The organism is Streptomyces lincolnensis, assembly GCF_021173675.1.
Taxonomy (GTDB): domain Bacteria; phylum Actinomycetota; class Actinomycetes; order Streptomycetales; family Streptomycetaceae; genus Streptomyces; species Streptomyces lincolnensis_B.
In genome coordinates this window covers 1-26,043 of record NZ_JAIHON010000014.1, presented here as the reverse complement: position 1 = coordinate 26,043, position 26,043 = coordinate 1, and the positions used below count along the sequence as shown (strand labels likewise).

General features: G+C 70.3%; 23 protein-coding genes and 2 pseudogenes. 14 read left to right on the top strand and 11 right to left on the bottom strand.

Features of this window, described 5'->3' with window-relative positions:
* The first annotated feature begins 126 nt into the window (after positions 1-126).
* From vanH to vanX, 3 genes are read left to right on the top strand one after another with little or no spacing between them, the layout of a single operon-like run.
* Positions 127-1,167, top strand: a complete 1,041-nt coding sequence (gene vanH, locus K4B79_RS35690) for a D-lactate dehydrogenase VanH (protein WP_232031577.1) — start codon at positions 127-129, stop codon at positions 1,165-1,167.
* The gene (gene vanA-Sc, locus K4B79_RS35685) at positions 1,160-2,200 is read left to right on the top strand and encodes a D-alanine--(R)-lactate ligase VanA-Sc (RefSeq protein WP_232031576.1); all 1,041 of its coding nucleotides are present in this window, start codon (positions 1,160-1,162) and stop codon (positions 2,198-2,200) included. Before vanH ends, vanA-Sc begins: the two co-directional genes overlap by 8 nt.
* Positions 2,197-2,805, top strand: coding sequence for a D-Ala-D-Ala dipeptidase VanX (gene vanX / locus K4B79_RS35680; protein ID WP_232031574.1), 609 nt, complete (start codon positions 2,197-2,199; stop codon positions 2,803-2,805). Before vanA-Sc ends, vanX begins: the two co-directional genes overlap by 4 nt.
* A gap of 298 nt (positions 2,806-3,103) precedes the next feature.
* Here vanX and K4B79_RS35675 read toward each other — a convergent pair whose 3' ends face one another.
* The 4 genes and pseudogenes from K4B79_RS35675 to K4B79_RS35660 form a co-directional block, all read right to left on the bottom strand.
* Positions 3,104-4,270, bottom strand: coding sequence for an NAD(P)/FAD-dependent oxidoreductase (locus K4B79_RS35675; RefSeq protein WP_232031572.1), 1,167 nt, complete (start codon positions 4,268-4,270; stop codon positions 3,104-3,106).
* A 37-nt stretch (positions 4,271-4,307) separates the two neighbouring features.
* Entirely contained in the window at positions 4,308-5,021 is a 714-nt protein-coding gene (locus K4B79_RS35670; protein WP_232031570.1) for a GntR family transcriptional regulator, read from the bottom strand.
* A gap of 58 nt (positions 5,022-5,079) precedes the next feature.
* Positions 5,080-5,295 (bottom strand): annotated as a pseudogene (locus K4B79_RS35665) (hypothetical protein); the annotation flags it as partial.
* 9 nt (positions 5,296-5,304) lie between these two features.
* Complete coding sequence (locus tag K4B79_RS35660; protein WP_232031568.1) at positions 5,305-5,505, bottom strand: type II toxin-antitoxin system VapB family antitoxin; 201 nt, start codon at positions 5,503-5,505, stop codon at positions 5,305-5,307.
* Positions 5,506-5,824: 319 nt separating this feature from the next.
* On the opposite strand from K4B79_RS35660, the gene K4B79_RS35655 reads away from it, so the two are divergent.
* On the top strand, positions 5,825-6,832 hold the full coding sequence (locus K4B79_RS35655) for a TolB family protein (protein WP_232031567.1): 1,008 nt from the start codon (positions 5,825-5,827) through the stop codon (positions 6,830-6,832).
* Positions 6,833-7,011: 179 nt separating this feature from the next.
* Here the strand turns inward: K4B79_RS35655 and K4B79_RS35650 are convergent.
* A pseudogene (locus tag K4B79_RS35650) lies at positions 7,012-7,541 on the bottom strand (TetR/AcrR family transcriptional regulator).
* Here K4B79_RS35650 and K4B79_RS35645 point away from each other — a divergent pair.
* The 3 genes from K4B79_RS35645 to K4B79_RS35635 all read left to right on the top strand — a co-directional run bounded on the left by K4B79_RS35645 (position 7,459) and on the right by K4B79_RS35635 (position 11,468).
* Positions 7,459-8,664, top strand: coding sequence for an FAD-dependent monooxygenase (locus tag K4B79_RS35645; protein WP_232031566.1), 1,206 nt, complete (start codon positions 7,459-7,461; stop codon positions 8,662-8,664). The pseudogene K4B79_RS35650 and the gene K4B79_RS35645 sit on opposite strands and share 83 nt — an antisense overlap.
* A gap of 285 nt (positions 8,665-8,949) precedes the next feature.
* Entirely contained in the window at positions 8,950-10,386 is a 1,437-nt protein-coding gene (locus K4B79_RS35640) for a carboxylesterase family protein (RefSeq protein WP_232031565.1), read from the top strand.
* Between the two features lie 59 nt (positions 10,387-10,445).
* Positions 10,446-11,468 carry an alcohol dehydrogenase catalytic domain-containing protein gene (locus K4B79_RS35635; RefSeq protein ID WP_232031564.1) on the top strand — a complete coding sequence of 341 codons (1,023 nt, stop codon included), beginning with the start codon at positions 10,446-10,448 and terminating at the stop codon, positions 11,466-11,468.
* On the opposite strand, the gene K4B79_RS48720 is transcribed toward K4B79_RS35635, so the two are convergent.
* A complete protein-coding gene (locus K4B79_RS48720; RefSeq protein ID WP_374208545.1) occupies positions 11,356-11,724 on the bottom strand; it encodes a hypothetical protein in 369 nt (122 codons plus the stop codon). The genes K4B79_RS35635 and K4B79_RS48720 overlap by 113 nt on opposite strands.
* Here K4B79_RS48720 and K4B79_RS48020 point away from each other — a divergent pair.
* Entirely contained in the window at positions 11,707-11,835 is a 129-nt protein-coding gene (locus K4B79_RS48020; protein ID WP_269464364.1) for a hypothetical protein, read from the top strand. The two genes, K4B79_RS48720 and K4B79_RS48020, sit on opposite strands and share 18 nt — an antisense overlap.
* Positions 11,836-12,102: 267 nt before the next feature.
* Here K4B79_RS48020 and gntD read toward each other — a convergent pair whose 3' ends face one another.
* From gntD to K4B79_RS35610, 5 genes are read right to left on the bottom strand one after another with little or no spacing between them, the layout of a single operon-like run.
* Positions 12,103-13,131 carry a guanitoxin biosynthesis L-enduracididine beta-hydroxylase GntD gene (gene gntD / locus K4B79_RS35630; protein WP_232031563.1) on the bottom strand — a complete coding sequence of 343 codons (1,029 nt, stop codon included), beginning with the start codon at positions 13,129-13,131 and terminating at the stop codon, positions 12,103-12,105.
* On the bottom strand, positions 13,061-13,882 hold the full coding sequence (locus K4B79_RS35625) for an HAD family hydrolase (protein ID WP_232031562.1): 822 nt from the start codon (positions 13,880-13,882) through the stop codon (positions 13,061-13,063). The genes gntD and K4B79_RS35625 overlap by 71 nt, the downstream gene beginning before the upstream one ends.
* A gap of 17 nt (positions 13,883-13,899) precedes the next feature.
* A complete protein-coding gene (locus tag K4B79_RS35620; RefSeq protein ID WP_232031561.1) occupies positions 13,900-14,541 on the bottom strand; it encodes a DUF402 domain-containing protein in 642 nt (213 codons plus the stop codon).
* Positions 14,538-15,734: an MFS transporter gene (locus K4B79_RS35615; protein ID WP_232031560.1), complete on the bottom strand. Its 1,197-nt coding sequence runs from the start codon at positions 15,732-15,734 to the stop codon at positions 14,538-14,540. Before K4B79_RS35615 ends, K4B79_RS35620 begins: the two co-directional genes overlap by 4 nt.
* A complete protein-coding gene (locus tag K4B79_RS35610; RefSeq protein WP_232031559.1) occupies positions 15,731-18,118 on the bottom strand; it encodes a TIM-barrel domain-containing protein in 2,388 nt (795 codons plus the stop codon). Before K4B79_RS35610 ends, K4B79_RS35615 begins: the two co-directional genes overlap by 4 nt.
* A 222-nt stretch (positions 18,119-18,340) precedes the next feature.
* Between K4B79_RS35610 and K4B79_RS35605 the strand changes: the two genes are divergently transcribed.
* From K4B79_RS35605 to K4B79_RS35580, 6 genes are all read left to right on the top strand, one after another.
* Positions 18,341-19,456 (top strand): alcohol dehydrogenase catalytic domain-containing protein, encoded by a 1,116-nt coding sequence (locus K4B79_RS35605; protein WP_269464379.1) that lies wholly within the window; start codon positions 18,341-18,343, stop codon positions 19,454-19,456.
* A complete protein-coding gene (locus K4B79_RS35600) occupies positions 19,453-21,321 on the top strand; it encodes a 3-dehydroquinate synthase family protein (RefSeq protein WP_232031557.1) in 1,869 nt (622 codons plus the stop codon). Before K4B79_RS35605 ends, K4B79_RS35600 begins: the two co-directional genes overlap by 4 nt.
* Positions 21,318-23,558 carry an ROK family protein gene (locus tag K4B79_RS35595; RefSeq protein ID WP_232031556.1) on the top strand — a complete coding sequence of 747 codons (2,241 nt, stop codon included), beginning with the start codon at positions 21,318-21,320 and terminating at the stop codon, positions 23,556-23,558. Before K4B79_RS35600 ends, K4B79_RS35595 begins: the two co-directional genes overlap by 4 nt.
* Positions 23,546-24,940, top strand: a complete 1,395-nt coding sequence (locus K4B79_RS35590) for a hypothetical protein (protein WP_232031555.1) — start codon at positions 23,546-23,548, stop codon at positions 24,938-24,940. Before K4B79_RS35595 ends, K4B79_RS35590 begins: the two co-directional genes overlap by 13 nt.
* Entirely contained in the window at positions 24,937-25,467 is a 531-nt protein-coding gene (locus K4B79_RS35585) for an adenylyltransferase/cytidyltransferase family protein (protein ID WP_232031554.1), read from the top strand. The genes K4B79_RS35590 and K4B79_RS35585 overlap by 4 nt, the downstream gene beginning before the upstream one ends.
* The coding region (locus tag K4B79_RS35580) for an NAD-dependent epimerase/dehydratase family protein (RefSeq protein ID WP_232031552.1) at positions 25,467-26,043 on the top strand (577 nt) is incomplete at its 3' end. The genes K4B79_RS35585 and K4B79_RS35580, both read left to right, overlap by 1 nt.

Here is a 26,043-nt window from a genome sequence, read left to right as displayed (position 1 = left end):
GGGAAAAGCGGTATCGGATGGACGGCCAACGTAACCATGTGCTCGACGCTACCGGCCTGTTGTATATCGTCGGCGTATCGAAAACCGCATACACTCCGGCAACGCCCCGCCATCTTGACTGTCGGCATGACCTACAGCGAACCAGCCCGAAAAGCGGCCGGCCGCCTCCGATCGCCGGCGATCCCGCCCTCCTCGGCCGTCCCGGCAACGGGTATCACTGTCTACGGATGCGGTCCGGACGAGGCTGCTCTGTTCCGGGAGATGGCGCCCCGCTTCGGTGTCACCATCACCATCACGGACGAGGCGGTATCCGAAGCCAATACCGAACTCGCCTCCGGGAACCGGTGCATCAGCGTAGGTCACAAGACCCGGATCACCAATCCCACATTGCTCGCCCTCAGTCGAGCCGGCGTGAGGTACATCTCCACACGGAGTATCGGACGTAACCACATCGATGTGGAATACGCGGCAAGCGTCGGCATCTCCATCGGGAATGTCGCCTACTCGCCCGACAGTGTGGCCGACTACACGCTGATGCTGATGTTGATGGCCGTACGGAACGCGAAATCCACCGTCCGGCGCTCGGACCGCCACGATTACCGGTTGAACGAGATGCGCGGGAAGGAACTGCGCGACCTGACCATCGGGGTTGTCGGAACAGGACGCATCGGCACGGCGGTCGTGGAAAGGCTGCGAGGCTTCGGCAGTCGCACACTTGCCCATGACCGTCGGCCCAAGGCGGGGGCCGACCACGTTCCCCTCGATGAGTTGCTGCGGCTCAGCGACATCGTGACGCTCCACGCGCCGCTTACCGCGGATACGCATCATCTCCTCGGCCGTCGACGGATCGAGCGGATGAGACACGGCGCTTTCGTCATCAACACCGGACGCGGTCCCCTCATCGACACCGAAGCCCTCGTTTCGGCACTGGAAAGCGGCCGATTGGGCGGGGCGGCGCTGGATGTCGTCGAAGGGGAAGAAGGAATCTTCTACGCCGACTGCCGCGACAAGGACATCGAAAACAAAGCGTTGCTGCGGCTGCAGGAGATGCCGAACGTGCTCATCACTCCGCACACCGCGTACTACACGGATCACGCCCTGAGTGACACGGTCGAGAACTCCATCACCAACTGCCTGAAATTCGAAAGAAGGAATCGGCATGGCTAGGTTGAAGGTCGGCATCATATTCGGTGGCTGCTCCGAGGAGCACCCTGTCTCCGTCAAGTCCGCGCAGGACGTCGCGCGGAATCTTGACGTCGTGAAGTACGAGCCGTTCTACATCGGGATCACGCAGAGCGGTGACTGGAGGCTCTGCGACGGGCCCGGCTCGGGCTGGGAGGAGGGCAACTGCCGCCCGGCCGTACTGTCACCGGACCGCAGGGTCCGCGGACTGCTCGTCCTGGACCAGGGGCGGTACGAGGCGATCGCCCTGGATGTCGTGCTGCCGGTACTGCACGGCAAGCTCGGCGAGGACGGCGCGATACAGGGTCTCCTCGAACTGTCCGGCATCCCCTACATCGGCTGCGACATCCAGAGTTCCGCGCTGTGCATGGACAAGTCCCTCGCCTATCTCGTCGCCGGAAGCGCGGGAATCGCCACGCCGAATTTCTGGACCGTCATGGCGGATGAGGAGATCGACCCCGACCGGATCACCTATCCCGTCTTCGTGAAGCCGGCCCGCTCGGGGTCGTCCTTCGGCGTCAGCAAGGTATCCCGGAAGGAGGAACTGCTCAGTGCGGTGGAAACCGCCCGGCGGTACGACTCGAAGGTGCTGATCGAGGAGGCCGTCGCCGGCAGCGAGATCGGCTGCGCCATCCTCGGGAACGAACTGGATCTGATCGCGGGGGAGGTGGACCACATCGCACTCTCCCACGGCTTCTTCAGGATCCACCAGGAGGACCGGCCCGAGACCGGATCCGACAACTCCGTGGCCATCGTTCCCGCCGACATTCCGGAAGAGTCGCGAGTGCTCGTGCAGGAGAAGGCGAAGGCCGTCTACCGTGCTCTGGGATGCCGGGGGCTGTCGCGGGTGGACATGTTCCTCAAGGAGGATGGCGAAGTAGTCCTCAACGAGGTCAATACTTTTCCCGGCATGACCTCGTACAGCCGCTATCCGAGGATGATGGCGGCCGCAGATCTTCCGCTCGCCGAGGTGATCGACCGGCTGGTCTCGCTGGCACTGACGGGGAAGCTCCGATGAACGATGACTTCGTCTTCGTGGACGAACTCGTCCCCGGAATACGCTGGGACGCCAAGTACGCCACCTGGGACAACTTCACCGGGAAACCGGTGGACGGTTACTTGGCGAATCGCATCGTCGGCACGAAGGCCCTGTGCGCGGCTCTGGAGAACGCACAGGAGAAGGCCGGATCCCTCGGCTTCGGCCTGCTGCTCTGGGACGGCTACCGCCCGCAACGTGCCGTGGACTGCTTCGTCCGCTGGTCGCAACAGCCGGAGGACGGCCGGACGAAGTCACGGCACTATCCGAACATCGACAGAACCGACATGTTCGAGATGGGATACGTGGCCACCAAGTCGGGCCACAGCCGGGGCGGCACCGTGGATGTGACGCTGTATCACCTGGACACCGGTGAACTTGCCACCATGGGCGGTGGTCACGACCTGATGGATTCCCTCTCCCATCATGGAGCAACGGGGATCGAGCAAGCCGCAGCGCGAAACCGTGAAAACCTGCGGTCCATCATGGAGGACTGCGGCTTCAGCGCGTACGAGTGCGAGTGGTGGCATTACACGCTGAAAGACGAACCTTATCCAGACACCTACTTCGACTTCCCCATCACGTAGTCGGGAACGCCGGCCGCCGTGGGAACTCCGCCGTCGAACCGGTGGAGGCGGATCGGCGCCTTACCGGGGTCTCGTCTGTCAGTCGCCGTTCCAGAAGTTGGGCGCCGACCGATCACGTCATCCACGCCGACAGCCTGTCCAAGAGCCTCGCCCCGGGCTGCGGCTCGGCTGGTCGGCGGTCCCCCGGCGCTGCGCGACAAGCTCGTCTCCCAGACCCTCGACGTGGCGTCGGCCAGTGCGAGCTGTCAGATCGGGGTCCTGCGCGGGGCGGGAGTTCGCCGTGGGGGAGGGGCGCCGGCTATTGGTCGCCGAGGTGGGTGGCGTGTTGGTCGGTCTCGGTGTCCGGGCGTTGTGGGCCGGTGAAGCGTGTGGGCCGGAAGGCGGTGAGGAGGTCCTGGGCCTGGTCGGTCGTGAGCTCGGCGGCGACGAGGCGTCCCAGGATCGGGGCCAGGGTGATGCCGCTGTGGGTGACGAGGCAGTAGATACGGGACGTGGGGGAGGCGTAGCCGGCGATGGTGTGGCCGTCGGCGGGCAGTGACCGGATGCCGATGCGCAGGTCGATCGCCGGTGTGCGGTGGTTGTCGGTCAGCAGCGCGCGGAAGCGGCGGGCGAGGGTGGTGGCGATGTCCCCGTCGGGGGTCGGCGGGTGTGCCGGATCGACAGCTGCGTTCAGGTCGAGTGCCTGCAGGACGGTGTGGCCGTTGCCTGCGGGGCGGAGATTGAGACCGGGGCTGTGGACCACGCAGCGCAGGTCGATTTCGGGGGAGCGCGCGTGGCCGATGAGGCCGACGGGCGGTGCCCCGCGTCCGGTGTCCGTCACCATCGGAATGTCGATCCCGGCCCGTGCGGCCAGCCGTTGTGTCCAGCGGCCGGTCGCCAGGACGGCCCGGTCGCCGCTGTGGGTCTCGCCTCCGGCCAGGGTGACGGTCACCCGGTCCGGCCCGTCGTCGATGGCCGTGACCTCGCCGATCGCGTATGTGGCCCCGTGCTGTCGGGCATCTGTCAGCAGGTTGCGCACGAAGCGGTCCGGCAGAACGTATCCCTCGCCGGGGAAGTGCGCGATGGAGGTGATGGTGGCCGGGACGCGGAGGTCGCCCGCGAGCCGTGATGCCTCGTCACGTGTGACCCAGCGAGCGGGGTAGCCGAGTGACTGCAGACGTTCGACGTTGTCGGCGAGCCGCTGTTCCTGTGCGGCGTCCGCCCACTGCAGCGCTCCGCTGGGGAAGTACGACGGTGCTCCGGGCAGTTGCTCGGCGAGCCTGGCGTGCTCCTGCATGCCCGCGAGGTTCAGCCGGTGGTACCGCGGATCGAGCTTCCGGCTGGAGTTGGTCCAGGCGAAGGTGGTCGCGGTGGTACCGGTGCCGGCTCCCTGCTGATCGAGGAGGAGCACGTCCTCGCCGGCGACGGCGAGCTGCCTGGCGACCGCCACACCCAGTGCGCCGGCTCCGATGACGATGACCTTCATGGTGTGCACTGGTCCTTTCCGAACAGCGGTGTGCTGCTCAGCCGGTGGGGACCGGAAGCTCCAGAAAGAACTCGGCGGTTCCCGGACGGACGAGAGTGGTGACCACCTCGATGGCGTGGTCCTCGCCTGCCAGCAGTTCCCGGCGCCGCATCAGCGCGGGCGTCCCGATCCGACTGTTCAGCAAGGCGGCCTCGGTCTCGCCGAGGGTGACCGGGTCGAGGTAGAGGCGGATCGCGTCGAGCGCCACGCCACGGCGTTGCAGATACGGCAGGGTGACGAGCTCTTCGAGGTCCTCGTCGAGCAGGTCGGGGGCGGCGGCGAAGAGGACGACGTGCCGCTCCAGTGACTGAGGCTCCTCGCGTACGTCGAGCTTGCGGCGGATCAGTTCCACCACGGCGGTGTCGGCGGAGGCGCCCGGGAGGGGCAGGACGGCGTCGGCGGCTCTGACGATCCGTGCGGAGATGACTTCGTGCCGGCCGGGTACGCCCTTCGCGGCTGTCGCGGGAGTGACGAAGTTGAGCAGATTGATCTGCCGCGTCACGTCTGCGACGAACGTTCCGTGGCGGCGCCGACGGATGGCCAGCCCCGCCTCGGCCAGGTCGTTCAGGACGCGCTGTGCTGTGGCGCGGCTGACGCCGTGCTGGGTGGAGAGGTCCTTCTCGGTCGGCAGCCGGGCGCCGGGAGGCAGGTCTCCGGCCCGGATCCTGGCCTCGATCTCCCGCCTGATCTGCACGTAGAGCGGCACGGTCACTTGGGGACCGTACATTTAACCAATTGACCGGTCAATAGAGGCGGTGAGGTGTGGGACTACTTCTGCCGCGGTCGCCGATGAAGGCCGAGCCGTCGAGGGCCAGCACCGGGATGTCCGACGTCCTTTGTGCCGCTTGCCGGTTCTGCTCGGCGTCGACGAGTATCGCCCGGTAGATGGACAGCATCGCGCGGATGCCACCGGGCAGGGAGTAGGGGAGTAGGGGAGTAGGGGAGTAGCAGCGTACGTATTCTTCGATCGCGTCACCGGCGGCCGCTGCGAGTGATCATCCCTGTGACTCCTGCGGTTTGATCTCGACCTCGCGCAGCTTCTGGTCCTTCAGTTCCGTGCGCGCCTCGGTGCGATGACCACGGGCGATGTAGTCGCGCACGACGAGTTCGACGGCGTCCTGGGGCGATCCGACGCCGGCGAGGACCATCACTTCCACCACCAACTCGGCATCGAGACTGATGCTGACCTTGGCCACGGCTCTCCCCTTCGTCGCTGTCGAGTCCGGACTCCAACCGCATGGGACCTTCGCCGGTTGCGAATCCGGCCGCTCACACCTGTCCGGAACTGCGCCTCTCATTAGTCATGCGACACATTGACCCCACAGCGCCATCACGGTTGCATGCTTGTGGCCCTCCGGTGGGGACCGGGGGAGAAGGACCACGTCCTGCATTTGGGGGGAAACGATGGGGAACACGAATCAGAGCTTCACCAGACGTATGAGGGCCGCGTTAGGCGCCACATTCGTGGTCTGCGCGGTTACGACGATGCTGCCGGGAGTCGCTTCGGCCGGGCCCATGACCGCGGCGGGTGTCACGAGCGGCAGCGGAGCCGGAGTCGAGCGGATCAGCGTCGCGTCCGACGGCACCCAGGGGGACGGCGACTCCGCCGGCGCCACGATCACGACCGACGGCCGGCGCATCGCCTTCTCCTCGTCGGCGACAAACCTCATCCCCGACAACCGGGGGACAGGGGACGAGGTGTACGTTCGCGACCAGCGGACGAGCCAGACCACGCAGATGAGCAGCATCACCTCCACGATCCAGCGCCCGGTGATCAGCGGCGACGGGCAATACGTCGCCTTCTGGGGGCAGTTGATGAGAAACACGAAGGTCTTCCTGTCTCAGGTGAGCTCGGGAAGCACGATCGGCATCAACTGCCCGGGCCTCAGCTGCAGTCAGCCGTCTCTGAGCGCGAACGGCCGCTACCTGGCCCAGGTCGCCACCTTCACTCGACCGCCGTCCTGGCAGCGCATCGAGGTACGGGACTGGCAGGCGGACACCGCGCAGACCGTCGCCGAGTTCGGCCACCCCGTCTCGGCCCGGCCGTCCATCAGCGGCGACGGCCGTTTCGTCGCCTACCAGGACGGCCAGACGGAGGACGTCTTCGTGTGGGACCGGACCGACGACACCTCCTCCGGCCCGATCGAGGGCCCGTCCAAGGCGGCGACACTCGTCCAGCTCAGCAGGGACGGCAGCAAGGTCGTCTATCTCTCGGGCTCCGACACCTACGTCCACGACGAGAGCTCGGGCGCCGAACAACTGGTGCCGAACGTACGGGGCGTGGCCATCGATCCCACCGGACGCTATCTCTTGTACGCCCCCAACGACACGAGCGGACCGTCGCTGATGCTGCGCGACCTGGAGACGGGCACCGAGGAGGTCGTCTCGAACCAGCCCGCCTCGGCCGGGACCGACGCGGTCAGCTCCGGTGGGCGTGACGTGGTCTTCCATTCCGCGGCCGACGACATCGTGCCCGGCGACACCAACGGCAAGTCGGACGTCTTCGTCCGCCGCTTCTACTGATCGCCCCGACCGCCCCCTCTCCTGTCGGCTCATCTGCTCGCGCGGCCCGCGTCGGCTGCGGCGCCACCGTGAACCAACTCCGCATCACAGGGGGGGGCAGCAACCGGAAATGGGGGCGTGGGCGGCGGAGACAGATGAGGCCGCAGGCCGGTTCGAAGGAGACCGTGGATGCCCAAGGCCTAACGCAGGGCGGCGGCGACCAGGCCTTCGAAGGCCTCGCGCGGTACTTCGCCGCCGCTCACCAGCCGGTCGAAGACCAGTCCGTCGATGCAGGTCAGCAGGGTGTGACTGCGATTCTCGACGTCCGTCACGCCCTGCGCGGCGAGGAACAGGCGGACAGCATCGCGGCCGGCGTTCTCGCGGGGTACGAGGATCTCGCGCAGCTCATGGTCACGCACGCTCTCGACGGCGCAGGCGTAGCGGGCGAGCGGCGGCGGCCCTCGCCGGTGAGTCGCTGTCGGGTGAGCAGCGCCATGCCGTCCACCAGTTCCTCGACGGTGCGCAGAGGTGGAAGCTCTTCGGCCATGGCCTGCAGTTCCGCCTGGTCGAGCTGGACCAGGCGTGTGACCAGTCCGGTGAGCAGCGCGGCTCGGGTGCGGAAGTAGGCCGAGGTGGTGCCGGCCGGCATGGCCGCTTTGCGGTCGACCGCACGGTGGGTCAGGCCGCGGATCCCTTCGTCGGCCAGTAGTACGTCGAGAGCCGCGGGCATCGGCGGCCTGGCCGCCGCGATCGGACTGCGCCGCATCGGATGGGACGTGACGGTGGTCGAGCGTGCCTCCTCGCTCGAGGACGCGGGGCGGGCATCTCACTGGCCGCCAACGGCCTGCGGACACTGGATGAACTCGGCGTCGGCGACGCGGTACGGGATGCCTCGCGAGGCCAGTACAACGGCGGCACTCGCACACCGCAGGGGCAGTTGGCTGGCCCGGATGGACGGCTCGGCGCTGGAGAAGGCGGTGGGCGCACCGATCACGGGCATCCCCCGCTCCACCTTGCACCGACTGCTCCGCGACTCCCTGCCCGACGAAGCACTGCTGATCGGCTCCGAGACGGACTCGGTCGAGCAGATCGCCCCCGGGAGGGTTCGAGTCGGCTGCGGCGAGACCGTCCTGGACGCCGATCTGGTGGTGGCGGCCGACGGCGTCGGCAGCGCAGTGCGCAGCCGTCTCTTCCCAGCCCACCCCGGTCCGGTCTACAGCGGCTCGACGGTGCTGCGCACCATCACCGAGCAGGCGGTCGACCTGTCCACCGACTTCGAACTCACCTGGGGGCACGGCGCCGAATTCGGGCACATCGCCTTCCATGACGGGCGGGCCGAGTGGCACGCCGTCCTCAACCTCCCCGCCGGGACGCGGTTCGCCGACCCAGTGGACGAACTGCGCAGACGATTCCATACCTGGCACGCCCCGATCCCCGCCCTGCTCGACGCGACCCGGCCCGCCGCCGTGCTGCACCACGACGTCAACGAACTCCGCACGCCGCTCCCCTCGTACACGGTCGGCCGGACCGCGCTGCTCGGCGACGCGGCACACGCGATGACTCCCAACCTCGGACAGGGCGCCTGCCGGGCACTGGAGGACGCGGTCGCGCTGGCCGCCGCACTGGCCACCGAGCCCACCATGCCGGCCGCGCTCGCACGCTACGACGCCGAGCGCCGACCGCGCAGCCAGGCCGTCGCGCGCGCCGCCCGCCAGGCCGGCCGGATGGGGCAGCGGCTCTCCCACCCCCTGGCCGTCACTCTGCGGAACACAGCGATGCGGCTGACACCCTCCCGCGCCGCAACGCGCATGATCCTTCGGCACCACGCCTGGGCCCCACCACAACTGAGCTGATCAGATCCGCGCCCCGTCAACTCACCATCGGACACCCTCCGAGACTTCCCCTGGCCGGGGTCCACCGGGCCCGCTGACGGCAGATCTCGGACCGCTGAGGTCTCCCCTCGGCGGCCTGGGCCACGCGAAGAGGAGAGGTAAGGAAGTGTCACCTGTTGACCATCAGGTGACCGCCTCTCGCCAGGCGCTTTGTCGGATCCCGGGAAACGATGGCAGACGTCACCACGGGCAAACCAGCAGCCGAAGCACCGCGCGTACACCCGTACCGCGCTGGAAGGACATGTCATGACCGCCTCCGTTCCCAAGGCTCCGACTGAACCAGGGGTGCGGTCCTGGTGGGGAATCCCGTACGCCACCGCCGAGCGGTACCGCCGGCCCGTGGTCGTGGATTTCGCTCCGGACCGCCCCTATGACCGCAAGGGGGTCGTCTCCGTCCAGCCCGACAGCGGTGACTGGCTGGAGGCGGAGAGCGGGATGGGTGAGGACTGCCTGAACCTGAACGTGTGGGCCCCCGAGCGGTCGGCCGGCAAGGCGCTCCCGGTGGCTGTGTACATCCACGGCGGTGGATTCGAGTACGGCGCGAACACACAGATCACCTCGAACGCCTCAGGTCTCGCCGCGACGGGGCGCGTGGTGAGCGTGTCGGTGAACTACCGGCTCGGCGCCCTGGGCGCGGTCTCGCTCTCGCAGTACGGCGGGCCGCTTGCCGAGGCCAGCAACCTCTGTCTGCAGGACGTCATCGCCGCGCTGACCTGGATCCAGCGGAACATCGCCCAGTTCGGCGGTGACCCGGACAACGTCACCGTCTATGGCCACAGCGGCGGCGCCTATGCCACCTTCGGGCTGCTCGGTGCCGCCTCCGGCAACGGCCTGTACCGTCGGCTGGCCGGGTTCTCCGCCGGACCCTCGCGTCTCCAGCCGGCCTGGTGGGCCGAGGAACTCGCGCACCGGTTCGTCACCGAACTCGGCGTCGCGGACAACCCCGGGAAGCTGCTCGACCTCGACACGGACTCCCTGGTGGCTGCCCTGCACAAGGTCACCCCGACGGACCTCGGAGTCCGTGGCGGGATGGACAGCAAGAGCCTCGGTGTCGTCCTGGACACCGGACAGCCCGGCGCGGTGCTGCACTCGCATCCCATGGACGAACTCGCCTCGGGCGCACACCGTGATGTCGACGTGCTGCTGAGCATGGCCAGTGACGACATGGGCTGGTGGGTGGCCAACGACCTCGACCGGTTCGACCCGCACTCCGTCGACCGCATCGTCGACGAGGTCGCCGGGTGGCGCATCCCCCGCTCCCGCGCCAAGAAGATCGTCGATGCCTACGACCAGGGCGGCCGCACCCCGGCCGAGGTCCGCGCCGCACTGCTGTCGGACTACATCTTCGGCCTCCCCGCCGCCCGCGGTGCTCTGGCCCACGCCGCGGCAGGCGGTACCGCCCGTCTGCTGATGATCGGGCCCGCCGAGGGCGCGCCCGCCGTGCACGGCACCGAGATGTACGCCCTGGTCGGCCAGGAGAAGCCGGGTCGCAGCCCTGAGCAGGCCGAACGTGACACACGTATCCGCGACATCGTGCTCGACTTCGCCACCGGCGAGCAGACCCGCCTGTGGCCCGATGTCGGGGACCGGCCCACTTCGGGGAGCGTCGGCAGCCCGCCCTTCGAGGCCGGCGCCCACTACCAGGCCGCCCTCGACCTGTGGGAGGGCATCGACCGTCCCTGACGGCCGGCGGGTGACACGGACCAGCACACCACGGGCGCGAACAGAAGAAGGAGCTCGGCATGAGCCGACCGACAGCAGCCGATGGCGCCGCACCCGCGACGATGCGGGCCGTCGTCGTCACCCGGCCCGGCGGCCTCGACGCACTGGAGATCAAGGATGTTCCGGTGCCCGTACGCAAGCCCGGCTGGGTTCGGATCAGAGTGAAGGCGTTCGGCGTCAACGAGTCCGAGGTCACCACACGCAAGGGCGAGTCCGACGCGGAGGTCACCTACCCGCGGATCCCCGGCATCGAGGGCGTCGGTGTGGTCGATGAGGCCGACGAGGACAGCGGGCTGCGGCCGGGGCAGCAGGTGGCGACCATGATGGGCGGCATGGGTCGCTCCTACGACGGCGCGTACGCGCAGTACGTGAGCGTCCCCGCGAACCAGGTCATCCCGTTCGAGACCGGCCTGCCGTGGGAGGTCGTCGGTGCGCTGCCGGAGATGTTCCAGACCGCCTACGGATCGCTGACCCGTGGCCTGGACCTCAAGGCCGGGCAGACGCTGCTGATCCGCGGCGGCACCTCCACGGTCGGACTGAGCGCGGCCACGATCGCCAAGGACCTCGGAGCCACCGTGCTGTCCACCACCCGCACCCCGGAAAGGGCCGGGGAACTGCGGGCCGCGGGTGTCGACCATCCCCTCGTCGACAACGGCACCATCGCCGACCAGGTGCGCGAACTGATGCCGGACGGCGTCGACGCCGCACTGGAGCTGGTGGGCTGCTCGGTCCTCGCCGACACCCTCGACGCCGTCCGCCGCCACGGCACGGTCTGCTTCACCGGAGCCCTGGCGGGTCAGTGGACGATCCCCGACTTCAGCCCGTTCATGATCCCGGGCGGGGTGCGGCTGACGTCCTACGGCGGTCAGGCCGCCGACCTCTCGGCCGAGGTCTTCGCCCGCCAGCTCCAGGCCATCACCGCAGGGCGTCTCAAAGTCCCGGTCGCGAAGGCCCACCACGGCCTGGAACAGGTCCGCGATGCCCAGGCCGACGTCGAGTTCGGCACCACGCCGGGCAAGCACGTCGTCGTCCTGGACGACTGAGAACTGACCGCGGGACGCGGCAAGGTGAGGAGAGAACGTTCGTGGTCGCGGGAAACAGGCGCTCCACGGCCGAGATGACGGCGGCTCGGCGCTTCGCCAGGAACCTGGCGCGACCCTCGTCGTCGGGGGGCAGCAGGTCGGGCTGTGCAGCCCAGGCGGTGGCGATCTGGTGGACGGAGACCAGGATGTCGACCGGTTCCCAGTGGGCGTCCAGCCGGCTACCCGAAGCGCCGCCCGCATGGAGGAAGACGCCCACGCGACCGACGTCACCCTCACCGAGGCCGATCTTGCCGCGATCCACGAGATCCTCCCCGCAGGTGGATTCGGCGCCCGCTATGCCGAGGAGCACATCCCCGACTGGGTCTGACCGGACCTACGAAACGACCACCCGTCCTGCCGCATGGCCTTCGGAGGCCGGCCTGTCTCGGCGCTGCCGCATGCCTAGTGAGCGCCGGTCCGGCGCCGTCGAGGGTGACGTGGTGAACCGCCAGGCCTGCCGTGACGCCCCGTCCGCCCCGCATCACCGCCACCGCGACCGCGACGCGCAGGGGGAATTCGGTGACCAGGAGCACCGGTTCGGCGTCCTTCGCCCCCGCCGCTGCCGCGCGCGGCATTGAACAGGGAGCCTGATGTGTCAGTAGATGACCCTGCTGTCCGCCGTGAGCCGCGTCCTGCTGGACTTCCTCAGGTCCCGGGCGATGTTGAGGCGTTTGAGCCAGCGGTCGGTGCCGTCGAACCTGGCCTTGAAGGGCCTGCGGCCGTGCACCGAGCGGAAGTTGTCGATGAAGACGATGTCGCCGGGCGAGAGGGCGAGGGGCTGGATGTTGCGCTCGATCTCGGCGCACAGGTTCTTGAAGGCGGTCTTGGCGTCGTCGTCCTGCGGCTCGTCCATGGAGTACGGGTCGATGCACAGGTACGGCCGACGCCGGTTCCCGAAGAGCAGAGGGCCGGGGACGGGGTTCTCGTCCATGGCGCGCACCCACTGGTAGCTTTCCTCGATCAACGCGGACAGCTCCTCCGGCGCGCGGTTGACGCTGGAGCGACCGGGGTCGAGGTGGATCTCGTCGGGACGGATGACGAAGCGGTCCTCGAAGAGGATCCGCAGATCGGCCTCCGGGATGTCGAGGTCGTCGAGATCGGCGAACGTGGTCTCGACCGCGTCGGGGTTGCGCAGACACATCAGGGCCACGTAGTCCGCCCGGAACGGATGGAAGGCGACCTCGGTGTGCCAGGTCAGCAGGACCTCGGACCCGGAGTCGATGTGTTCCTGCTCGTGGCCCCGGACGGGCAGGATGTCGTGCATGACGAACCCGTTCTGCTCGGTGGCCCAGGCGACGGGGTCGCCCAGCAGCTGGGCGCACAGGTAGAAGAACACTTCCTCGCGCAACGCGGGCGACACCGCCGGCCGTTCGCTCCAGTGCTCCGGTGTCGGACCGATCCGTTCGGCGGCGACCGGAAAGCCCCGTATCACGCAGGCGCCGGATGCCTCGGTCAACCGGAAGTGGTTGAGCCGACGGCGCAGGTTCTCCGGCAGCCGGTGTGCGTGGACGGCGGCCGCTCGCTGGAAGTCGGTGTCCTCCACGGAACCCAGATCACCGGTAAGCGCGTCGAGCACTTCGTCCACCTGCGTCAGGTCCGCGGCACTGAGCTGGATCTCGAACACGGTTGTCTCCTTCTTCCTCGGGGTTCGGGGACGGCAGTTCCGGTTCTTCCTCGGAGTTCAGGGGACGGCTGCCGCGGTGGGGAGCGGGCGCCGGTTCGGCGGAGGCGTCTCGCGGGCGGCGCCGCACCTCCGTGAGCGCTCGTGCCGTTCGGCACCCCGCTTCGCCCCGGGCCCGCGGTCCGATGCCGATCACGCGCAGCCCCGCGGTCCGGGCGGCCGCGATGCCGGAAGGCGAGTCCTCGAACGCGTAGGACAGGGGCGCGGCGGCGTTCAACTCGGCGCATGCGGCCAGATACACATCGGGAGCGGGCTTGGGCCGCAAGGGCGCCTCGGCGCCTACCACGGTGTCGAAGGCGTCGCGGAGGGCGGTACGGGTGAGCATGCGCCGCAGCAGGCCCGGGGGAGAGTTGGACGCGACACCCAGCGGGACCCGGCCGTGCAGATCGCGCACCAGCGCCTCGGCGCCCGGGAGCAGGGGCACTCCGTGGATGGCCACGTCGTCCTCGAACGCGCGCAGCAGACGATCGGCGACCCGCGCCGCTGCCTCGGGGTGGCCCGTCCCACGGGCCAGGGCCGCCGCCGCGTCCGCCAGGCTCGCGCCGTAGGTCGCCTCGCGGACATCGGCGGTCCACCTGCCGCCCAAGGATTCCCAGACGTGGCGCTCGGCGCGTTCCCATGACGGTTCGGTGTCCGCCAGCAGCCCGTCGAAGTCGAAGACGACCGCCTGTGCGGTGGCGAGGTCGATGTCCATCGGTACCGCCCCGGTGGTCAGAATGCCCGTGGACGGTCCCAGCCCACGGGCAGCGAAGCGGGAACGGGCCAGGCGGGGTCGGGGCGGAAGTCGCACCAACTGCCGTCGAAGGGGAAGCTGCCGCTGTCGACCAGGGAGACGGCTTTCGCGCCGGCGGCCCGGACCGCCGCCTCGTCCTCCACCCAGTAGTGGTCGTGGCGGATGAACTCGGCGAAGAGCTCCTCGTCCTTCCATTCCCGGCGCCGGTCCGGTGTCACGACGACGTCGATGTCGTGATCCACCGTGTCCAGGCCGGCGAGTGCTCCGTCGGACCATCGGACGGCCGGCCGTTCGAGGTTGACGTACCACATCCGGAATCGGTGCTCCGCGGTGAAGAACCACCAGACGGAGAAGCCCTCACCCACCGGGTGGAACATCAGGGCGTCCCCGCGCCAGGGGCTCTCGTCGAAGGCTTTGGGCGTGCGTCCCCACTCGGTGAACGGCACCTCGTCGAAGCGGCGCCCGTCCGCGGCGATGACGTCTCGGGAAGGGCTGCCGTCCGCGATCCACATGAGCAGCCCGCGCTCGTCGTCGCTCACGACATGCCCGACCCACACGCGGGTGAGTTGTTTGTGCTCGAAGTGCCTGCGCAGCACGGGAGTTCCGTGGGCGAGGGTCATGACGGGCTCCGTTGCATCGGTTCGTGACGAAGGCGCGGCTGTCGCCAGTCGGGCCGTACCCTGGCCCCCACCGCCGCACCGAGCAGTGGGAGTGCCATGACGGCCAGGCAGGCCAGGGCGCCGGGCAGCGACATCCAGTTGGTGAGGGAGCCCACGAGCAGCGGGCTGATCAGGAAGGCGCCGTACGAGACCGCCGAGACCACCGAGACCGTGTAGCCGCTCGCGTCCTGCTGCCCCGCATGACTGAGCAGCGCCGGCATCAAGGGGCCGAAGGCGAGACCCGAGACGGCGAACCCGGCGAGGGAGGCCTCGGCCGTGGGAGCGAGGGCGGCCCAGGCGAAGCCCCCGCAGCCGCCCACCGCGGCGAGCACGCTGAGGTCGCGGGTGCGCAGCCGCGGCAGTCGTTGCACCACCAGCCGCGAGACCGTCAGTGCCGCCATGTACACGGCCGGTGCGGCGCTCGCCAGGACGACGGAAGCGGCCTTGTCCTGCTCCAGCAGGAGCACCGACCATTGCTCTACGGCGTTCTCCACGACGAGCAGGCACCCGCCCAGCACACCGACCGCGGCGCCCCAGAGCCAGGCCGACCGCCAGTGCGGCGCCGCCGGGGCCGCGGGATCGGTGTGGCGCCGCGCGTGGTCCTTGGCCGCCTGTCCCAGGAGGGGCAGGGCGGAACCGAGCAGGGCGGCGGCGCACAGCAGGAGCACGGTGGCGATGCTCACGCCCGACTGCCGGGCCAGCCCGGTCAGCGGGGCCGCCGTGATCACGGCCACCGGGAAGGCGGCGTGCACGGCCTGGAACAGGGGGCGGCCGCTGACCCGTTCGGCGCGTGCTGTGGCGGCGTTGAGGCATACGTCCAGCGCTCCGCTGGTGGCACCCACCAGGAAGAGCGCGACGCCGAGGCCGCCGAGACCGCTGACCGAGCTCAGCGCGACGATGCCGAGGGCCAGGGCGCCGGTGGTGAGCAGCAGCACCCGGTGCTCGCGGCCGACGGCGATCCTGCCGACCAGCGCCATCGCCGGGATGGCGCCCAGCGGGACCGCGGTGAGGACGAGACCGAGCTCGCCCGGCGTGGCGTCGGCGCGCTCCAGAACGGCCGGGAGCAGCGCCGACCAGGTGCCCCAGAAGGCCCCCCAGGTGCCGCTGAGCACCACGAGGGCGGAGCGGGGGCTGCTCGACACGTGCTGGGTCACGCGGTTCGCCCGACGGCCGTCGGTACCCCGTCGACGGTGGTGAGCGTGAACCGCTCGCCGTCGACCACCACCTCGTCGGGCGGTGAGGTGTCGGCGACGGGCGGGAACGCCACGCTGCGCACCGGAGCCGGGCCGACCGTCTCGATGTCGACGCGCCGTCCCTGGCGAACCGCCCGGACCTCGGTGACGTGCTCGTGGTCGCGCAGACGGCAGCGCCCTGTTCCCGGGCCCCATTGCACGAGGTGGAGGTCGTCCGTCAACGTGTCGCCCACGGTGGCGCCGGGCACGGCGACGGGAATCACCGAGCCCGCCCTGGCGAACAGGGGAATGCGCTCCAGGGGGGTGCCCACCGTGATGTAACGGCCGCCGGTGTGGGTCTCGCCCGTCCAGAAGTCGATCCAGTCACCGCCGGGCAGATAGACGGGGTGGGTGGCGTCCACGGGATTGACCACCGGTGCCACCAGAAGGTCCGGTCCCAGCAGGTAGGCCAGGTCGGCCGACCAGGTGGCGGGGTCGTCGAATGCGTCCACCAGCAGGGGCCGCATCACGGGGTGTCCGGTGTCACCGGCGTCCAGAGCGGCGGTGAGGAGATAGGGCATGAGCCGGTAGCGCAGCTTCAGCGCGTCCCGTACGGCGGCCTCCGCCTCCTCACCGAAGTCCCAGGGAAGCCGGCTCGTCGTTCCGTGGAAGCGGGTGAGCGGACACAGCGCGCCGAACTGCGCCGACCGCACATAGAGTTCCGCCGTCGGCCGACCGGTGAACCCACCGATGTCATGGGTCCAGAAGGGGACGCCGCTCAGCGCGTACGACAGCCCACCGCGCAGCACACTGGCCGTCGAGGTGAAGGTGGCGTTGGTGTCGCCGCTCCACTGACCGCAATGCCGCTGGCCCCCGGTGAACGACGAGCGCGCCCAGAGCACGCGGTGGCCGTGCACCTCCTGAGTGACGTCGGCGACCACGTCGTTGAACAACAGCGTGTAGACGTTGTGCAGTTCCTCGCCCGTCATCCCGTTGGCCGCGTGCGCGTCGACCGGCACGCCTTCGCCGAAGTCGCTCTTGAAGACGTGCACTCCGCTGCGGAGCAGGACACGCAGCTGGTCCTGGAACCAGCGGACCGCGCCGGGATGGGTGAAGTCGACGATGCCGCACGCGGGTTGGTCGCCGTGCCAGGAATCGGCGATGTACGTCGAGCCGTCCGCCCTCCGCATGAGGAAGCCGTGCGTTTCCGCTTCCTCGAAGACGGGACTGAGCCGGCTGATGTACGGGTTGATCCACAGGCAGACCCGGAAGCGCAGGTCGGCGAGCTCCTTGAGCATGGCCTCGGGGGCGGGGAACCTCTTGGTGTCCCACTGCTGGTCCGACCAGTGGTCGAACCGCTGCCACTGGGTGTCGATGTGCAGGACGTCGCACGGGATGTCGCGCTCCCGGATGGTCCGGGCGAGGTGGAGCACCCGCTCCTGGGACTCCGCCAGCTCGACGCCGCCACCGTCCTCGGCGGCGTAGCCGGTGGAGATCCAGGTGCCCAGGGCCCACGAGGGCGGCACCTCGGGCCGTCCGGTGAGCCGGTGGTATCCCCGGATGACCCGGGCCGGCTCGGGCCCGGCGATGACGTAGTAGTCGAGGAGCCGGTCGGGGACCGTGATCTGGACGCAGGAATGGGTGGAGTGGCAGACGTCGAACTCGGCCGGCATGCCGGTGTCGACGAGCACACCGTATCCGCGGGTGGAGAGATAGAAGGGAATGTTCTTGTAGGCGCGTTCGGATTCCGCGCTGAAAGCGTCGTAGTTCCAGCTCGTGATGCGCTGACCACGCTTGTCGAAAGCCGTGAACTTCTCGCCGAAGCCGTAGAAGTGTTCGTCCGCCTGTGCGGTGAAGGTTTCGTGATAGGCGACGATTTCACCGTCGACGGACGAGCGTCCGAACGGCAGGACGCGCAGCCGTTGACTTATGTCGGTCTCGATGCCGTTCTGCGCGGTGAGAAGCCGCCCCGACGAGTCGAGGAACCGCACCTGCCATGGGTCGAGCTCCAGCTCCACCACCAACTGCCCGGTCTCCAGGCGCAGTACGCCGTCCGACTCCCGCACCGTTGCGTCGAGGTCGGTGCGGGGGCGGACCAGGGTGGTGGCGGTCGTCGCCCTGCCCCTGGTCTCGCGGTCCGGAGCCAGCCGCACCCGCACCGCGCCCTCATCGGCGGCCGCCACCTCGACGAAGAGCGTCTCGCCGGTGCTCCCCGTCACCTCCAGCTCCCAGCCGTCCTCCCGGCGTAGGGTCACCCGGGCGTGCGTCACCTGGCACAGTCCGCCCTCGCCGTGGTCGCGCAGCGGAAGGTCGACGGGATCGGCCACATGCAGCACAGGCGGTACCAAAGGCTGTTGGAACGGCATGTTCCTCCTTCTGCGCGAAGGGGCGCGCGGCCGACGGTCGACCGGACCGAATGTGCGTGACCTGGATATTCGAAGTCAATAGGCGGAGGTGTCCTTTTTCGCCAGTCCCGCCGAAGTGGCCGGTTCTCGCGCGCATTCGAATCGATTCGACGAAGGGTGCCGTCGAATCGATTCGAATGTGAAAAAGGTGGCGGAGTCCTGCTTGATTCCTTGCTGTCACGGATGTGCCTGTGTTTTGGTTCTGCCGTGCTGGTGATGTCAGTTGTCCCTGGAGAGAGAACATCGGCGGCGATCGAATCCAGGCCTCGACCCGAGCCCGAGGAAGGTGAACTCCTGGTGCGCGGTATCGCGGTCGGGATCTGTGGTACGGATCGTGACGTCGTCCTCGGCCACAAGGGCCGGCCTCCGGAGCGTCGCCACCGACTCGTTCTCGGACACGAGTCCCTGGGACGCGTGGTGACGGCCCCCGCGAACTCGCCGTACGCGCCGGGTGACCTGGTCGTCGGCATGGTGCGCAGACCGGATCCGGTGCCCTGCGTCAGTTGTGCGGCAGGAGAGTGGGACGCGTGCCGCAACGGCCGCTACACCTCCTGCGGGATCACCGGACGTGACGGATACGGGGCCCAACTGTGGTGCGCCGCACCCGAGTTCACCGTGCCCGTCGACCCGGGCATCGCGGCCCGCGGTGTCCTGGCGGAGCCGGTGAGCGTGCTGGCCAAGGCGTGGGAGCGCATCAGCGCCATGCGTCCGCGTGAGCACCCGCATTGCGTCCTGGTGACCGGGGCGGGCCCCCTGGGGTTGCTGGCGGCTCTGCTGGCCGCACAGCGCGGGTACCGGACGTTCCTCTACACACGCACCTGGACCACTCGCCGGACCTCGCTGGCCGACCGGCTGGGAGTCACCCCGCTGGAGCGGCTCGACGGTGTGGAACCCGATGTCGTGCTGGAGACCACCGGCGCGCCGCACGTGCTGGCCGGGGCGCTCGACCTCATCGCCCGCAACGCCGTCGTCTGTCTGCTCGGCCTCACCGCGGGCGCGGAGGGGCCGTCGCCCGCACTGGCATCGGCCATGCGCCGGCTCGTCCCGTACAACGGCGTGCTCTTCGGCACGGTGAACGCCGCCCGCCGCCACTACGCCGACGCCGTCCAGGCCCTGGCCCGTGCGGACCGTGACTGGCTCGACGACCTGATCACACGTCAGGTGCCCCTCGACCGATGGCACGAGGCGCTGGAGCGACGGCCGGACGATCTGAAGGTCGTCGTCACACTCGAGACTCCCGCCGAGGACGCTCCCCACTCCGGCCCCGCGCAGGACCGCGCGGAGAAGGCACCGACATGAGCGCGTACGCGGCCGATGCGGCCAGGGCCCCGCGCCCCGCACCCCCCACTCCCCTCACCCCCCTCGGCCCGTTGGCCGTGGAGGAGCGCTCGGAGACACGGGTCGTTGCGGTACGCGGCCTCCTCGACCCCGCCGACACACACCTGTGGGAGAGCCTGAACGGAGCCCGCCGCCTCCTGGTGGTGGTCGTCGGCGACCGGGCCCCGCGGCGTCTGCACGCCTACCTCGACGCCCAGTGCGCGGCCGGACGCCTGGACGGATACCGGACCCTCACCCTCCCCGCGGCCTCCGGGCCGCCCACGCTCACGCAGGTCGAGCAGCTGGCGGAGGCCGCCCTGGCCGCCGGCGTGGGGCGCAAGGACGCGTTCCTGCTCAGCGGAGCGGGCGAGGCCGGCGACGCGCTGTTGGTGACGGCCGCGTTGCTGCGGCGACACAGCCACGCCGTCCAGATCGTGGCGGACCTGCCCTCGGCCGTCGCGGCCGTGCGCGCCGCCGGGCGGGCCCGGCTCGCCGGCGGTTCCAGCGTGCGACGACGACGGTCGAACGTACTGATCGACGTCGACGCACTGCTCACCCAGCCGCTTCACCCACCGGAGGTGGCACTGCTGCGGGAACTCGGCGCGGTCGCGCCCACCCCCGCCACTCCCGCCGCCTCCGCCATTCCTGCTGCCCCCGCCACTCCCGCCGTCCGCGCACGCGCCCGCGAGTCGGCCCTGGACACCCTGGTGGGAATGGCCAGGACACAGACCCGGCACCTGCGGACCCATGTCGGCTTCACCGAGGAGGTGTTCTCCACCGACGAGGTGTTCTCCCCCGAGGGGAGCCGACTGGACGACTGGTTGCCGGCGGGCGGCCGGCTGTTCGCCGTGGTGGACGACTTCTCCCCCCAGGTGCTGCGCGAGGTACGGGACTGGTGTGCCGCCCAGCGGTACCGCGGCCGCCTCGCCGAATTTCGTGTCCTGCCGCTGACCAGCGGGCCCGCCCTCAAGGGCCGTCAGCATCTGGAAGCCCTTCTGGGGATCGCCGAGGACATGCGCCTCGGTCCCGCGGACCTGATCCTCGGCGTCGGAGGCGGCACCGTACTCGACCTGGTCGGCACGGTCGCGCTGCTGCGGGGCGGGGCGACCCCGTACGTGCGTGTCCCCACCACCCTGGTCGGCATGATCGACGCCGGGATCGGGCTCAAGGTCGGCGTGGACGCCGTGGGGCGCAAGAATCTGCTCGGCGGCTACCACCCTCCCATGGCCTGCCTGTGCGACCCGGGTTTTCTCCGCACGCTGCCCCGAGCGGAACTGCGCTGCGGACTCAGCGAGGCGATCAAGATCGCCGCGGTCACGGACGCCCGGTTGTTCTCCCTGCTGGAGGCCCACCACGCGGAGGTGTCCGACGGGCGGGTGACACCGCGCACCCTGGGGATCATCAGCCGGTCGATCACCGCGATGCTCGACGAACTCAGGGCCAACCCCTACGAGGAGGAGGTCCGCCGACTCCCGGACTTCGGGCACGAGTTCGGCCACCTGCTGGAATCCGCCTCCAGCCACCGACTGCGGCACGGCGAGGCGGTGGCCGTCGGCATGGCGGTGTCGACCCGGCTGGCCGTCGAGGCCGGCCGACTTCCGGCGGCGGCGGGCGAACGGCTGCTCACCCTGCTGACCTCTGTCGGACTCCCCGTGTTCGACCCGCTGTGCGCACCGGAGAGGCTCTGGCGTTGGCTGTGCGAGGACATCAGCGCGCACAAGGGCGGAGCACCCCATCTCGTGGTGCCGACGAGGATCGGGTCCGGGGGGTTCATCCATCACGCAGAGGAGCTCAGCCCCGCCATGATGCGCGCTGTCTGCGCCGACCTGGCGGAGCGGGCCCGATGACCGGTCGCGGCCTGGTCGTCGATGTCGGAGGCACCACCACGCGACTGTCGGCCCATCGCGACGGCGTGCTCACCGGGACCACGCTGCGGTGTGCGACCCCGTCGCCGAGGACCGCCCCGGACACGGACGTGGCCCGGCTCCGCGACGCTCTCTTCGACCAGATCGCCGACCACGTCCTGCGCCTGGACCGGCAGCATCCCGGGTCGGCCGAGGACATCGGCGTGTCCTTCGGCGCGGTCGTCGGCCGGCACGGCATCGTGCGGGACGCCAGCGTCCTCTGGCTGGAGCCCAGTTACGGGTTCGACGTGGTGCGGGCCCTGACCGACCGCCTGCCGGGCGCCCGGATCCGCGTCCTCAACGACGTGGCCGCGGCCGCCTGGCACTACCGCCACCTCGGCAGATTCGTCCTCGCCACGGTCAGCACGGGCGTCGCCTTCAAGGTGTACGACGCCGGCCTGCCCGCCGAACACCGTGTGCTGGCGGGCCCGGAGCTGACGGGTGGTGAGTCCGGGCACACCGTCCTGGCCTCCGGGCCGGGGGAGAGGCTCCCGTCCGACCTGCTCCGCGCGGCCGCCGCCGCGGACCCGGAGGCGCGGGCCCACCTGGAACGGCTCGGTGTGCCGTGGTGCGAATGCGGGGCGGTCGGTGACCTCTGCGCGTACGCCAGTGGCCCCGGAATGATCAGAATCGCCGGCATGGAGGCGCGCCGTCACCCGAGCGCGTTCCGCGACTCCGCCCTCGGCCGGGAGACCCGCGGCGACCCGACCCGCATCGACGCCTCCGCCCTGGCCCGTGCCGCCGCCACCGAGGACGCCTTCACCGCGGGGATCCTGCACCGGGGCACCAGGCCGCTGGCGGCCCGCCTGCTCCAGCTGTGCGGCGACCTCGGACTGCGCCGGGCCGTGGTGGTGGGCGGCTTCGCGCACGGCGTGGGCGAGCCCTGGTTCACCGCACTGCGGCGCGACCTCGCCGAACTCGCCGTACCGGCGGGCTGGTTCAGGGACTGGACGGCGGCCGACTGGGACGACCTGCTGCACATACCCGACGACGCCGACGTCGCGCCGCTGGCCGGAATGGCGGCCTACACGCACGACCAGCGGCAGCAGAACCGGATGATCGTCAAACCGGTCAACGAGCACCGGCTGATCATGCGGACCACCGAGCGACCCGTCTGCGGCGCCGAACACGTTCTGCTGCGGACCCGCTACGCCGGCATCTGCGGCACCGACCTGCAGATACTGAGCGGCGAGCGCTCCTGCGAGCCCGGCGTCCTGGGCCACGAGTGCGTGGCGGAGGTCGTCGAGGTCGGCAGGGACGTGGAAGGTGTCAAGGAGGGCGACCTCGTCACGGTCAACCCCAACAACCCCCGTGACGACGACGACAAGCTGGGGCACAACCGGCCCGGCGTCTTCGGTGAACTGCTGAGTTTCGACGCCGGACTGGTCCGCCGCGGACAGGTCGTACCGCTCACCGGAGCCGCGGACCCGCGGGCGGTCCTGATCGAGCCGCTGGCCTCCGTCGTCAGGGCCCACGACCTGATCGCCTCCGTCCGCCCGCCCGACAGCCTGCTCGTCGTCGGTGCCGGTACCGCCGGTCTGCTGCACGCCATGCTGGCCCGGCGACGAGGCGTGCGGTCGGTCCTGCTGGCCACCCGGTCCGCCCGGACCCGCCGTCAGGCCGTCGCCCTGGGCATCTGCCCCGCCTCCCAGGTCATCGCCCTGGACGGACGGTCCGCGGACGCCGTACGCCGCTCGACCGGCGACGGGGGAGTGGACGCCATGGTGGTGGCGGTCGGCGGTGGAGTCGGGCCCGATGTGGTCGAGGCGCTCTGGCCCGCTCTCGCCGACGGCGGCGTCCTGCACATGTTCGGAGGCTTTCCGGCGGGCCGCACGCTAACGGTCCAGGGAGGCGACGGCGTGGACGTGAGCGCTGTCCGTGCGGCAGCGCGAGCACAGGAGGTCACCGCACCGACCGGACGGCGCGCGACCCTCACCGGCAACCGGGGCGGACGGGCGGACGACTTCCGTACCGCCGTGACCCTGTGCGAGGAGCGTGGCCCCTCCGCCATGGCTCTCGACCGGCTGATCACCCACACCGTCTCGCTGGAGGCGGTGCCGGACGCGGCGGCGGAACTCCTCGCCACCGGCACGCTGCACGCCACTCCCGCGCTGCGCGTGGTCATCGACTTCGCCCTCACCGGCCACGTCGTACGGAAGGAACCCCCGTGGAATCGTTGAGGGATTCCGGCCCGCGCACCGCCACCGGTCTGTGGGCAGCGGTGCGGGACGCGGCGGCCGGGGTGCGCCACGGGGCCGCCGGGCGGGTGGCCGCACTCGCCGCGGTCGAGGGCAGCCCCCGGCTCGGCTGGGTACTGCCACCGCCCTGGCCCCGCGTCGACGCGGTGTTGCGGGAGGTGTTGCGGGAGGTCCGCCCCCGGCCCGCCCGGCCAGGGACGCTGCTGCTGGTGGGTACCGGCGGCTGGGCGTTCGCGGCCCGTGCCGTGGCCGAATCGGCCGACGCCGGCCACCGTCTGCGGGTCCTGGACAGGCTCGACGCGCCCAGGGTGGCCGAACTGCCGCGGCCCGCGGCGCTCGTGGTGGCCTCCGAGTCCGGCCGGACCCTGGAGACCGTGCGCCTGGCCGCCGTACTGGGAGCGCGCACGCGCCTCACACCGGTACGGCTGGAGGGCGCGCGGATGAGCCTCCTGCCGGAAGCCCCGACCACCGCGCTGTTCGGGGCGCCGCTGAGCACACCCTTCCTCCTGGCCATGGCGACCGTCCACGGCGATGCCCTGGAGGACGCCTACGCACAGTTCACGACAGTGACCGAGCACCTGGGGAGGTGGGCCGCCGCGACGGCCTGCGATGTGGACGGCGAGCCGTACCCGCGGCTGCGCCTCACCGAGGCGGAACAGGACGCGCAGCAGAACAGGGAACAGGACGCGGAGCCGAGCGGTCTCGACCTCTTCGCACTCCAGGCGCTGCGGCAGGCGCTCGGCGGCAAGAGCGCTCCGAAGAGACCGGGACCGCACTGGCAGGTCGGCCCCGGAGCGGCACCGGACGAGACCGTGGTAGGGCCACCGCCCCTGCCCGAGGACCTGACCGAGCCGGCGAGGCTGATGGCACGGCTCTACGCGGTCTGCGCGCTCACCGCCTGCCTGGGCGTGCGGCTGGGGCTGAAGTTCGCCGAGCATCCGGCCGTCGACCGCTACAAGCGACTCGTCGGCACCATCCGGCCCAGGCCCGCATACGTCGACCCGCGTGGCTCGGCGGAACACGTGACCCCCTTACTGCGCGGGCTCGGAGGGGACGGCGTCCTGCACGTCGTCACCTACGAGAGCGCCTCGGACGCCACCCGGACGATGCGACGGACGAGGCAGGCGCTGCCCTGCCGGCTCGGCGTCCGCACGGAGTTCCACAGGGGCAGCGCCTGGAACCACCACAGCTATCAGGCCGTGGCCGGCGATCCGCGGGCCCGGGTCCTGGCCTGGCTGCCGGCCGAGGACGGCGATCCGCTCACCGCGCTGCAGCGCGACATCGCCGCCGCCACCTGTGCCTCACTGCCCGGCCGGGCCGTTCTGCTGCAGTCCCCCGCACCCCGACGGAGGAGCCCATCGTGAATCATCCCGCACCGCCCGGCCTCCCGGCCTCGGCGCGGACGGCCGCCACCCGCCCGGACAAGATCCGCGAGCCGCGCGACCTGGTACGCGTGCTGGCACCGGCCCGCGCCGCCGGACGACGCGTCGCCCTCAGCCAGGGCTGCTTCGACCTGGTCCACCTGGGGCACCTGCGCCATTTCAAGGAGGCCAGGACACTGGCCGACATCCTGGTGGTCGCCGTGACGGCGGACGCCCATGTGAACAAGGGACCGGGCCGTCCCCTGTTCACTCTCGCCGAGCGCATCGAATGGGTCGCCGAACTCGAATGCGTGGACTTCGTCGTACCCAGCCATGTCCCCACCGCCGTCGAACTGCTCGGCCTGCTCAAGCCGGACGTCTACATCAGAGGGGCCGAATACCGGGACACCAAGTCCGACGACGCCCGCTTCGTGGCCGAGCAGGCGGTGGTCGCCGGATACGGCGGGGCCGTGCGGTTCTCCGACGACCCGCTGGTGCGCTCCTCGACCCGGTTGCAGAGGGAACTGTGATGCGACGCGGCGACGGCCTCACCACCGTTGCCGTGAGCGGGGGCGCCGGCTACGTCGGCAGCGTGCTCGTGCCGATGCTCCTGGCCCGGGGCTACCGGACCCGCGTGCTGGACCTGCTGCTGTTCGGCGAGGACACCCTCGCGGCCCACCCGCTGCTGGAGGTCCACCGGGCCGACGTCCGGGACCGGGCCCCCGTAGAGCGGTGGGCCTCCGGCGCCGACGCCGTGATCCACCTCGCCGGTATCGCCAACGATCCCAGCTGCGCCCTGAACCCCTTGCTGTCCCAGGAGGTGAACGTGACGGGGACGCACAACGTCGTCACCGCCGCGCGCAGGGCAGGAGCCGAACGCTTCGTCCTCGTCTCGTCCGCCAGCGTCTACGGGATCGCGAACGACGGGCCGGTGCACGAGACGTCCACCCTGAAACCGATCACGGTGTACGGCGAGACTAAAGCGCGGGCCGAGGACATCGTGCGCGGCGAGGCCGCGGGGGCGATGACCGCCCTGGCCCTTCGGCCCGCGGCCCTGTACGGATACGCGCCGCGTCAGCGCCTGGACCTGACGGTCAACCTCCTGA

Coding starts and splice junctions, on each gene's coding strand:
- K4B79_RS35640 (WP_232031565.1), top strand. CDS start 8,950: ATGACCGCCTCCGTTCCCAAGGCTCCGACTGAACCAGGGGTGCGGTCC.
- K4B79_RS35620 (WP_232031561.1), bottom strand. CDS start 14,541: ATGACCCTCGCCCACGGAACTCCCGTGCTGCGCAGGCACTTCGAGCAC.
- K4B79_RS35625 (WP_232031562.1), bottom strand. CDS start 13,882: ATGGACATCGACCTCGCCACCGCACAGGCGGTCGTCTTCGACTTCGAC.
- K4B79_RS35635 (WP_232031564.1), top strand. CDS start 10,446: ATGAGCCGACCGACAGCAGCCGATGGCGCCGCACCCGCGACGATGCGG.
- K4B79_RS48020 (WP_269464364.1), top strand. CDS start 11,707: ATGGAGGAAGACGCCCACGCGACCGACGTCACCCTCACCGAGGCCGAT.
- K4B79_RS35595 (WP_232031556.1), top strand. CDS start 21,318: ATGACCGGTCGCGGCCTGGTCGTCGATGTCGGAGGCACCACCACGCGA.
- vanH (WP_232031577.1), top strand. CDS start 127: ATGACCTACAGCGAACCAGCCCGAAAAGCGGCCGGCCGCCTCCGATCG.
- vanA-Sc (WP_232031576.1), top strand. CDS start 1,160: ATGGCTAGGTTGAAGGTCGGCATCATATTCGGTGGCTGCTCCGAGGAG.
- K4B79_RS35675 (WP_232031572.1), bottom strand. CDS start 4,270: ATGAAGGTCATCGTCATCGGAGCCGGCGCACTGGGTGTGGCGGTCGCC.
- K4B79_RS35610 (WP_232031559.1), bottom strand. CDS start 18,118: ATGCCGTTCCAACAGCCTTTGGTACCGCCTGTGCTGCATGTGGCCGAT.
- K4B79_RS35655 (WP_232031567.1), top strand. CDS start 5,825: ATGACCGCGGCGGGTGTCACGAGCGGCAGCGGAGCCGGAGTCGAGCGG.
- K4B79_RS35605 (WP_269464379.1), top strand. CDS start 18,341: ATGTGCCTGTGTTTTGGTTCTGCCGTGCTGGTGATGTCAGTTGTCCCT.
- K4B79_RS35600 (WP_232031557.1), top strand. CDS start 19,453: ATGAGCGCGTACGCGGCCGATGCGGCCAGGGCCCCGCGCCCCGCACCC.
- vanX (WP_232031574.1), top strand. CDS start 2,197: ATGAACGATGACTTCGTCTTCGTGGACGAACTCGTCCCCGGAATACGC.
- K4B79_RS35645 (WP_232031566.1), top strand. CDS start 7,459: ATGGCCGCTTTGCGGTCGACCGCACGGTGGGTCAGGCCGCGGATCCCT.